The sequence below is a fragment of the Mesorhizobium sp. M7A.F.Ca.CA.002.05.1.1 genome (assembly GCF_003998335.1).
GTDB lineage: Bacteria > Pseudomonadota > Alphaproteobacteria > Rhizobiales > Rhizobiaceae > Mesorhizobium.
Genome location: NZ_RZQI01000145.1, coordinates 1 through 9,472, shown reverse-complemented (window position 1 = coordinate 9,472; position 9,472 = coordinate 1). Strand labels below are relative to the sequence as shown.

At 59.7% G+C, this 9,472-nt stretch carries 9 protein-coding genes and 2 pseudogenes; 7 read left to right on the top strand and 4 right to left on the bottom strand.

Annotated elements, in window-relative coordinates:
* Nucleotides 1–639: CHASE domain-containing protein (locus tag EN939_RS10225; protein WP_245473073.1), on the bottom strand; the 639-nt coding region annotated here is incomplete at its 3' end.
* Nucleotides 640–1,292: 653 nt separating this feature from the next.
* Here EN939_RS10225 and EN939_RS10215 point away from each other — a divergent pair.
* The 7 genes and pseudogenes from EN939_RS10215 (at nucleotide 1,293) to EN939_RS10180 (ending at nucleotide 5,560) form a co-directional block, all read left to right on the top strand.
* Nucleotides 1,293–1,643 carry a hypothetical protein gene (locus EN939_RS10215; protein WP_236383564.1) on the top strand — a complete coding sequence of 117 codons (351 nt, stop codon included), beginning with the start codon at nucleotides 1,293–1,295 and terminating at the stop codon, nucleotides 1,641–1,643.
* A gap of 449 nt (nucleotides 1,644–2,092) precedes the next feature.
* The gene (locus EN939_RS38995; RefSeq protein ID WP_127267916.1) at nucleotides 2,093–2,332 is read left to right on the top strand and encodes a hypothetical protein; all 240 of its coding nucleotides are present in this window, start codon (nucleotides 2,093–2,095) and stop codon (nucleotides 2,330–2,332) included.
* Between the two features lie 44 nt (nucleotides 2,333–2,376).
* Nucleotides 2,377–2,609 (top strand): annotated as a pseudogene (locus EN939_RS38990) (hypothetical protein); the annotation flags it as partial.
* A gap of 162 nt (nucleotides 2,610–2,771) precedes the next feature.
* Nucleotides 2,772–3,056: a helix-turn-helix transcriptional regulator gene (locus EN939_RS10200; protein ID WP_127267915.1), complete on the top strand. Its 285-nt coding sequence runs from the start codon at nucleotides 2,772–2,774 to the stop codon at nucleotides 3,054–3,056.
* Nucleotides 3,057–3,263: 207 nt separating this feature from the next.
* On the top strand, nucleotides 3,264–3,518 hold the full coding sequence (locus EN939_RS10195) for a hypothetical protein (RefSeq protein ID WP_127267914.1): 255 nt from the start codon (nucleotides 3,264–3,266) through the stop codon (nucleotides 3,516–3,518).
* 99 nt (nucleotides 3,519–3,617) lie between these two features.
* Nucleotides 3,618–4,051, top strand: a pseudogene (locus tag EN939_RS40035) (TfuA-like protein).
* A gap of 174 nt (nucleotides 4,052–4,225) precedes the next feature.
* Nucleotides 4,226–5,560 (top strand): hypothetical protein, encoded by a 1,335-nt coding sequence (locus EN939_RS10180; protein ID WP_127267911.1) that lies wholly within the window; start codon nucleotides 4,226–4,228, stop codon nucleotides 5,558–5,560.
* A gap of 119 nt (nucleotides 5,561–5,679) precedes the next feature.
* Here EN939_RS10180 and EN939_RS10175 read toward each other — a convergent pair whose 3' ends face one another.
* The 3 genes from EN939_RS10175 to EN939_RS10165 all read right to left on the bottom strand — a co-directional run.
* On the bottom strand, nucleotides 5,680–6,936 hold the full coding sequence (locus EN939_RS10175; protein WP_127267910.1) for a tyrosine-type recombinase/integrase: 1,257 nt from the start codon (nucleotides 6,934–6,936) through the stop codon (nucleotides 5,680–5,682).
* Between the two features lie 293 nt (nucleotides 6,937–7,229).
* On the bottom strand, nucleotides 7,230–8,792 hold the full coding sequence (gene guaA / locus EN939_RS10170) for a glutamine-hydrolyzing GMP synthase (protein WP_127267909.1): 1,563 nt from the start codon (nucleotides 8,790–8,792) through the stop codon (nucleotides 7,230–7,232).
* A gap of 55 nt (nucleotides 8,793–8,847) precedes the next feature.
* The coding region (locus tag EN939_RS10165; protein WP_127267908.1) for a 5'-methylthioadenosine/S-adenosylhomocysteine nucleosidase at nucleotides 8,848–9,472 on the bottom strand (625 nt) is incomplete at its 5' end.

The window sequence follows — 9,472 nt, the reverse complement described above, 5'->3', positions numbered from 1 at the left end:
GGCGAGGACAGTGTCTCCCCCGAAGAAACGTTTGCCGCCCCCGCCCAGCCCGTCGGTCCCCGTCAGCGCGACGTCGATGTCTAGCCCGGGGTCATTCAGGCCACTTGCCGCGTAGAGCTGGTGGACATCGATGACGGCCGAGATGATGCCCCAGAAGCGGCTGCCGCCGCCCGCCGTCGGCACAAAGACGGGAATGCGGCCGACAAAGCCCCGCCCTCCCTGGGCCAGATCGACGGGACCTGCCAGCACAAGAATGCCAAGGTCGCGCGCGCGAAGCGCGGCCGTTCGTTGCGCCTCGCTCTTTCGGTAATCGAGCCCGATCGCCTTCTGGTTGCCTTCCATGGGATACATCAGTGAGATGACGAGATCGGGAGCACCGGCGATGTTGCGCAGCTGCGATTTCTGTTGGAACAGGTTGCTGGCAAGGGAGGCAAATCTCTGCTGCCCCATATACGGCTCCGTAACCACAGTCGAGACCAGGCCCTGAACGAGTTGGAGGTTACCGTTTACATTGCCTTCGAGCTTGGCCCGGATGATATTGACCTTGGCTTGGACTTCGGCGCGCGCGAGCTGATCGGAGACTTTCGTGTTCTGCAAGTCGGCAAGAATCGCGCAAATCACAAGCACGGCGACCGCAATTGCCGCCGGCAAGTTGGCCGTTGAAAAAACTGCCTTTCTTGCGCCTTCGAAATTGAAAATTGCTCTGCCCGATCCACCCAATTGCGTTTCCTTGACAACAAGCCCACCGGTCAACCTAGAACGAACTGCTTAAATTTAGACTTCGAAGCTACATAAAAGCTTCCGGTCTCTGCCACCAAGTTCCGAAAGGCTGCACTTTGGCGCTCGCCTTCGTCCTTGTTGACGATGCGAAAGCAAGGCTCCAGCAAAACTCTTGGTGAAATCTTCGACCAGCGGCCGCTTCTGCCGCTCGTGCGGAGGGCGGTTGGGTCCTCCTCACTGGGAGTGCCACCCCGGGGGCCGGCCGGTGCAACGCCCGCGAATGGCTTGGCGTATCGACCGATCGCGCCCAGCTATCCGAGATAGTTCATCGGGTGCGGCACGGAAAATCAGGGACGAACATCGGCATAGTCACGGCCCTCGACGATGCCGTTGCAACCTTCAACTCAAGGAGCGACGTTCGGGAGACACGAACTCGGGTGAGGACATGCCCTGTGTCAAATCCGATTGCCCTCCCAACTTAGGTTTCCTGTGTGAAATGGCGACGGCAGGATTGCCGGCTGCTCCCGCGCGCTCATAGTCGCTTCATGAATGCGCAGTACGTGGAACTCGTCTTGTTTGAACAGTCGCTGTCAAATCTAGGCAGTATGAATCGCCCGTTTTCCGATCGCGTGGAAGACGCGGCGGAAAAGACCGCCGGCTCGGTGCTGTTCGACGTCCGTGTCGACGGCGACCGGCGATTTCAAAGAATTGCGGCGATCGGATATGGCGCGGACGGCACTGTTGCAATTGCCATGGGCAACGACGGACACCTTGTTTCGGCGTCCATTGACGGAGGCGAGGCCTTGGTTGCCGAAATAGCGGCCTGGTGCTCGCTGAGCATGGCCGAGCAGTCTTCTATCAGCTGCAATGATGCCCCTGCCAGACTCCTCGCGAATTTGCGAACGGCCGGCATCCTCGATTGAAATGGCCGCACGGGTAGCAAGTAGGTGCCGTCGAACGGCGTGCCCGGTTATCAGGGCGCGCGCCCCAGAGTTGAGGCACTTGCCAAGACCCTTCTGGAGAACCAGCGGCAAGCAGGCATCATCCTCATGTCGGGGGGATTGCTGACGGTGTCAGTGGGAATGCCTCTTAAGATCGTTCGTAGCTTCGCTTGCGACCCCGGGCCAAGTGTCCCGACGGGGCAGGTCCCGTCATTGCTGGTCAGTGACGGGCCTTCGCGCTGGCACTGCTACCACCTTCTTGCTCGGATCCGACTAAAGCCCAACATGGAAGCGCAAAGGTCTGACCCATGAAACAACGGAGCCTTTTCCACATTTGGAAATGTGACCGTCGATCATTGTCTTCATCGTCGGTTGGTTGATTACCCGCCACGGCTCGCTTGGCGTGGCGGGTACTCATTCATGGAGAGCGCATGCATCCTGGTGAGATCATCGCGAACGCGTTTGCAGCGGGATTGGTCATCATCCTGATAGCTGTCTTTTTTCTGATTTTCGGGAAGCCGCTCTGGCCTGAACGACACGTCCGGATGGTCATCATCCCGCCCGCCCATCGAATGCCCACCTCCGCCGTCAACAATACGGGACCTGACCTGCCAACCAAATTTGATTTGAGCATCGTGCGGCCGAGGCCGCTTGCCAAAGAACGGTCATGAGTTCGGCGACATCATTGCCGATCAGAAACCAGGTCTGCATACGGATTGCCCGCCGACGGGCAGAGAACGCGATCATTGCGGGTATCTCGCTGGATCGGCTTGCCTCAATGGACAGGCTGTTGGAGGTTGATCCGTCGAATCGGCCAAACCCGCTTTCATTGGCTGCGCTCGGCGCCGGAAGCACCTGGTGCGTCGAACCTAGTCCGGGCTGACAGAACGAATCGCCTTCCTGCGCACGCTGGAGATCGATCCGAGATTGCAGATGCGGGTTGGCGCGAGTGTCGTGGCGGCAGAAGCCATTTGCGAAAAGTTGACCACCACAACGCGTGACTTGTCCCTTTTGCAGGTCAAAACCGCCGATGATGCGACGCGGGACAGGACGCTCTTTCATTATCGAACACCTTCGCCTTGAATTTGGGCCCATGCTGAGGAGTGCGAAATGGGTCGATCGAATGAAGAGGTACTGAAGCGTACAATCCGGAGACACCAATTGCGTGAAATGGTGCCCCTTGCAGACAGCACGATCTACGAAATGGAACAGCGGGGCGAATTTCCGCGACGCTTCGCGTTGACCGCCCGATGCGTGGTTTGGGACCTCGGCGAGGTTCAGGCATGGCTTTCGGCCCGCCGCTCGAAACCTATCCTCCGCGCACCAAATCCCGACGTGAAACAACGCCGAGCCCGTCCTGTCAAAGGCCTGGATCACGCGGCAAGAACGGCATAGCGCGATCTGGATGGTTAGCGCCGATACTAAGACTGAAACAGGAGGCTTGTTCAACTGGACGATCTCGAGGCCGGACAATCCGCCACCGTCCTGCGCACGAGGAATGATTATGTCCTAGGAACGAAGGATATATGGGATCCATCGCGTCCACTCGACAATGTCCATTGCTCCTATTATCTCACCTACAATCCCGACCTTGGATCGTGCTTGTTCGGCAGCTACCGGCTTCTGCCGCAAGGTGGCCTCCTGAACCAACGCCAGGATCTGAGTTTGCAAGATACCGTCGGCAGCGTGACGGAGGGCGTCCGCGACATCTATGTTTTCCCGCTCGGCGGCGGCAGATTCGGGATCGAAGCGGTACGCGTGCTTGCCGACGACCTGGTCAGCACGCACCAACCCGAATCCTATGCACAGTCCGGACGAGCTGCCCGCAAGCTACTGCGGCAATGGAGCCTCGCATAAGGCCTCTGATCTTCGTCGGTCCAAGCCTGTATCGCGCTCGCTGGTGTGCAAGGTGGGCAGGCGTTTGACATTGCGCCACCGGCCCGGTGCGGCGATGTCATGCGCGCGGTGCTCGAGGGGCGCAAGGTCATCGGGTTGATCGACGGCCTATTCGAATCGGGACCTGCAGTATGGCACAAGGAAATTCTGTTCGCGCTTGACGCCGGCTGCCGCCTACTCGGTGCGGCGAGCATGGGTGCCCTCAGAGCAGCTGAATGCTGGCAGTTCGGGATGATCGGCATCGGAAAGTCTTCGAGGATTATCTCACAGGACGCCGCAGTGCCGATGCCGATGTCGCCATGATTCATGGTCCGGCAGAGATTGGCTATCTGCCGCTGACGGTTCCGCTCGTCGATGTGGCCGACGTTCTGCAGCGAATGGTTGCGGCGGACATTCTGGACGGCTCGCTCGCCCGCCGTCATGGCTGTAGCCGGCAAGACCCATTTCAAGTCGCGGACCTGGAAACAGGTATTGGACGAAGCAGGCATGCATAAAGGGCTTCAGGAGGCCGCGCTTCGCTGGATCGCCGCAAGCGGACCCGCAGTGAAAACCCGCGATGCCCTTTTGCTGATCGACAGGCTCGGCGAAACATCTTCATGCAATATCGCTACAGGGACTTTCCTTCACACACCGTTTCGGCCCGGTTGCTCAAGCTTGTCAGGAACTGAATGCTGATGCGTTGGAGAACCGTCGCAGCCTCTGGGGCGTTGCTGATCGTCGCTTACGTCTCGACCCTATTGATGGCGGCCGATGAAGGATCAGGAAGCCTCTCTTCGTTGGCCATGTCATGTGATCTCGTCGCCGCGTATGGCGGCATTTTCGAAGTGCCCTCAGGAGTAGAGGTCAACGTCACCGACAAGAATCGCGGGGAGCTGCTGGAACGCGCTCGCGGTTGCGTCGAAGGGCTGCTCGTTGAAGAAGCGTCTGACCGATACAGGCAGATGATCGATACGCTCAAGGGACCAGTCGTTTCGCGGGCGCAGCAGGCAGAAAGAAGCTTTGTGCAGATCGAACTTGCAGCGGCTCTGGCGAACACCGATGCTGCCATACAGCAGCGAGATGTTGCTCGCCGGCTCGTCAGCAAATGGCAAAAGGCCAAAGACATCATCGAGCGACAAGGTGCCGGCCCCGCGCTCACGGAGAGTGGCTGGCCCGCAGTGGGCGAGGCGAAATTCCGCGACGACGTTCCAGCATACCTGAAGGCGTGTCGCGATGCGGGAGTACCCGTGCCCGGCTCATTCGCGGCGGACAAGCGCTGGGTCCATAGGGAGGACCTCGGTTCCGAAACACATAGGTATTTCTTCCCTTCAGATTGGACTGACGCCGAGGTGTGGACCTATAGGGATGATATCTCCGGCGGTTTCTGCGTAGCGCTCGTCAGGCGCAAACCCGGTTGGCCTGTGCAATATGTCGGCACGATCTGTGCAGACAAGCTGCAAAAGAAGGCGTGTTTATTCGACAACATTGTCTACGAAGGTTCCGGCACGAGCCGCATCACCTGGGATGATTTCAAGACGCGGGATTTCGGTGAACTGGTGCATCCCAAAGACGGTGAAGATCGTTGCAACGTCTGCCGCCTCGGCAATAACCCGTTCATTGTGCACCCGAAGACGATGCTTAGTCAGACCATCAAGTCAATGTACGCGGAGGACGTGCCGAAGTCGCAAACGTTTGAGTTTGTCGGTCTTGGGGACGAACCCGAGCCTTGGTCTAATTTTGGCCCGATCGTTCCCCCAGACGCAGGTGGGTGTTTCAGGTGCCACGGCCTGCCCCAAGTGACGACGAACCACAAGTTCTGCAGCAGCATCATCGAGATGGCCGCTAACAGGACCATGCCTCCCGGGCACTGGCCTCCCGAACCGAAGGGGGGACCATGGTTTTGGCCCGACGCCAACGGCTGCTTTGCAAAAGAATTTGCCCCGTTGGCAGACTACTTTCCAAGTCTGGTGAAACTGAAGTCCGTCTGTTCGGGCAAGGTCGAGAAAATCTGCCCAAGCCCGTAGCTGGTGGTCCGGACGGCGCTCGGACAAGCAAGGCGATGTGGCGATTGCACCAACTCTGGCAGCGGAAACGTTGATCAATTGTCAAGACGCGTCGCGTGAAGGCAACACCGGGGCTCCAGTCAAAACGCCGGGTCGGCCTGCAAGATCGGCATCGACGGCGGGATGAGCGTTGGCACATACTTCTTGCCTTGGACCCAGGCGTCCAAAATGTCCGACCACTCCTGCATCATATGCCGACGCTGCACCTCATACTCGGCCTTGTTGTAGACACCGCGCGACGAGCGCCCGTCCTCATGCGCCAGGCACTTTTCAATCCAATCACTGTTGAAACCAAGTTCATTCAACAGCGTCGAGCCCGTGCGCCGCAGGTCATGAACCGTAAACGGCTCCAGAGGCAGCCCCTCGGACTTCGCGCGTTCGATGACGGCGTACGTGACCCGGTTAAAGGTGGCGCGCGACATAGGAGCATCTGCGTCGTACCGCGACGGCAGCAAGTATCTGGAATTTCCCGCGCAGGTCTTTAGGGCGATCATAATGTCGAGCGCCTGGCGTGACAGGTATACATTGTGCGCCTTCGAGCGCTTCATGCGTTCCTTCGGGATCGTCCAGACCGCATTTTCGAAATCGACCTCGTCCCATACCGCGTCCTGCAGCTCGCTCTTGCGCACCATAGTGAGCAGGTAAAGCCGCATTCCCAAACGGATCGTGGGGAGTGTAGCGATATGCTCCAGCTGCTTCAGCATCACTCGAATTTCCGCGGGCGAAAGCGAGCGATCCTTTGGAACAAAGGTGGCGATCGATGCCGGTCCAACCTCTTCGGCCGGATTGGCGACCTTCTCACCATGCAAGATCGCGAAGCCGTAGATTTGCTTCAGTATGTCTCGAACGTGGATGGCGGTCGCCGGAGCACCGCGTTCAACGATCGCGCCACAATGGGCCCGCAGGTCATCGGGCGTGATCTCCGTCAGCAAGCGATTGCGCCAGACCGGAAGAAGCTCCCGTTCGAAGATGGCGCGTCGCATGGCGCGCGTGCTGTCGGCCATCGGCGCGGCCGCGAGCCACTTCTCGCCGAATTCGCCGAAACTCTTTGCCTCTTTCAGGCGGCGCTTGTCGCGCTGTTTCTCGATCGCCGGCGAACGTCCCTCGCTGACGGCGCGCTTGGCATCAAGGCACTTCTCTCGTGCCAACGCGAGCGAGATTCCATCTCTGCCATATCTGCCTAGATAGACCGTCTCACGGCGTCCATTCAGCCTGTAATCCAGCCGAAACGAGATCGTGCCACTGGGCATGACGCGAATGTACATGCCGTCACGGTCAGCAATCTTGTAGGCTTTTTCTTTTGGTTTCAGTGCCTTAAGGGCGGCGTCCGTCAGCATACCCATTGCCTCCTAAAAAGTACCGTCAGTACAATTTCGAAGCTTCGTGACAGAAAGTTCCTTTTTTCTTCAATGCCTTAAGGCACAAAAAAGTACCGTCACAAGCCTCATTGGCTCTGACGGTACTTAGAAAAACTCGGGGGGGCAATATGCGGAAGGTCCGTCAGGCGGCCCGTCAAAGCCAATCTCTGCGTGCCGATTGTCGCTGATTGTCTCTGAAAGGATTTATTTTCGTTTTCAGTATGTTACATCGCAGATTGGCGTATTCTCGGCGGCGTTTGAGTAGGCCTGAATCATTCCCACTCGATTGTTCCCGGCGGCTTCGACGTCACGTCGTAGACGACACGGTTGATGCCGCGGACTTCGTTGATGATGCGGGTGGCGGCGGCGCCGAGGAAGGCCATGTCGTAGTGGTAGAAATCCGCCGTCATGCCGTCGACCGAGGTGACGGCACGCAGCGCGCAGACGAACTCGTAGGTGCGGCCGTCGCCCATCACGCCGACCGTCTGCACCGGCAGCAGCACGGCAAAGGCCTGCCAGATGGCGTCGTAGAGGCCGGCCTTGCGGATCTCGTCGAGATAGATGGCATCGGCCTCGCGCAGGATCTCCAGCTTTTCGCGGGTGATCCCGCCTGGGCAGCGGATGGCGAGGCCTGGGCCGGGGAATGGATGGCGGCCGATAAAGCTTTCGGGCAGGCCGAGCTCCTTGCCGAGCGCCCTCACCTCGTCCTTGAACAGTTCGCGCAGCGGCTCGACCAGCTGCATGTTCATGCGTGCGGGCAGGCCGCCGACATTGTGGTGCGACTTGATCGTCACCGACGGGCCGCCGGAGAAGGAGACGCTTTCAATGACGTCGGGATAGAGCGTGCCTTGTGCCAGGAATTCGGCGCCGCCGAGTTTCTTGGCCTCTTCCTCGAACACCTCGATGAACAGCCGGCCGATGGTCTTGCGTTTTTTCTCCGGGTCCGACTCGCCCTCGAGGGCGTCAATGAAACGGTCCGACGCGTTCACCAGAATGAGCGGCAAATTGTAATGCTCGCGGAACATCGCCACCACGCCCGCGGCCTCGTCCTTGCGCATCAGGCCGTGGTCGACAAGGATGCAGGTCAGCTGGTCGCCAACCGCTTCGTGGATCAACAGCGCCGCAACGGAAGAATCGACGCCGCCCGACAGCGCGCAGATGACCTTGCCCTTGCCAACCTGCTTGCGGATCGTCTCGACCGCGTGCTCGCGGTAGGCGCGCATGGTCCAGTCGCCCTCGATGCCGGCGATGTTGTGGACGAAATTCCTGAGCAGCCGGGCGCCGTCGGGCGTATGCACCACCTCGGGGTGGAACATGATGCCGTACATCTTGCGCTCGATGTTGCCGAAGATGGCGAAGGGCGAGCCCTCTGACTTGCCGAACACTTCGAAGCCCTTGGGCAAGGAGATGACGCGGTCGCCATGGCTCATCCACACCTGATGGCGCTGGCCGGGCGCCCACAGGCCTTCGAACAGCGGGCTGTCTTTTTGAATCTCGACGAAGGCGCGGCCGAACTCGCGATGGTCGGAGCTTTCGGCGACGCCGCCCATCTGCACGCACATGGCCATCTGGCCATAGCAGATGCCGAGCACCGGCACGCCGGCGTCGAAGACGATCTGCGGCGCGCGCGGGCTGCCGATATCGCCGGTCGAAGCCGGACCGCCGGACAGGATCACGGCTTTCGGATTGATGCGCTTGAATGCCGCTTCGGCCGACTGGAACGGCACGATCTCGGAAAACACACCGGCCTCGCGGATGCGGCGAGCGATGAGCTGGGTGAACTGGCTGCCGAAATCGACAATCAGGACGGTGTCGGGATGATTGGCTGTTTTCATGGCGAGCGTTTAGAGAAAGAAACGAGTCGACGCAATGGGTTGCGTAGCCCGACTTTCAGGCTGGTCCGGCATCTTCATGGGGTGGTTCCGTCCGAAGGGCGCCGTCGCCGATCGCCCGTTCGAGCCGCATGACGGCGTCCGCCAGCTTCTCGTCGATGACTTCAAGATATTCGGTCCAGTCGCCGACATGCCTGAGATCCGCCGCCCCGTCGGAAATGCCGCGCAGACCGATCAGCGGAATGTCGAACAGCTGGCAGGCGCGCAGGCAGGCGAAGGTCTCCATGTCGACCATGTCGGCGCTAACAGCATCATACGCCGCGCCAGTGATGATCGCGCCGCCGGTCGACAGGGTCGCCTGCTTGATGTCCGGTATCTTGAAGGGCAATGGCACGGTTACCGGCAGGTCGAGGAAGGGGGTGGCGCCCTTCTCGAAGCCGAGCGGCGAAGCGTCGATGTCACGGTAGCTGACCGAAACCGCCTGGTAGATTTCCGTCTGCTGCAGCGTCCGACTGCCGGCTGAACCGAGCGAAACAACGAGATCCGGCAGTGCTTTTTGCGATTTCAGCCAGGAGAGTTCAGCACCCAGCCTGACGCCGGCCTCGACCGGACCGACACCGGTCATCAGCGGCGTGAACAGCTGCTGGAGGTGCGGGCCGTATTCGGCCTGCGCCGCCATAACG

Coding starts and splice junctions, on each gene's coding strand:
- EN939_RS10175 (WP_127267910.1), bottom strand. CDS start 6,936: ATGCTGACGGACGCCGCCCTTAAGGCACTGAAACCAAAAGAAAAAGCC.
- guaA (WP_127267909.1), bottom strand. CDS start 8,792: ATGAAAACAGCCAATCATCCCGACACCGTCCTGATTGTCGATTTCGGC.
- EN939_RS10200 (WP_127267915.1), top strand. CDS start 2,772: ATGGGTCGATCGAATGAAGAGGTACTGAAGCGTACAATCCGGAGACAC.
- EN939_RS10180 (WP_127267911.1), top strand. CDS start 4,226: ATGCTGATGCGTTGGAGAACCGTCGCAGCCTCTGGGGCGTTGCTGATC.
- EN939_RS38995 (WP_127267916.1), top strand. CDS start 2,093: ATGCATCCTGGTGAGATCATCGCGAACGCGTTTGCAGCGGGATTGGTC.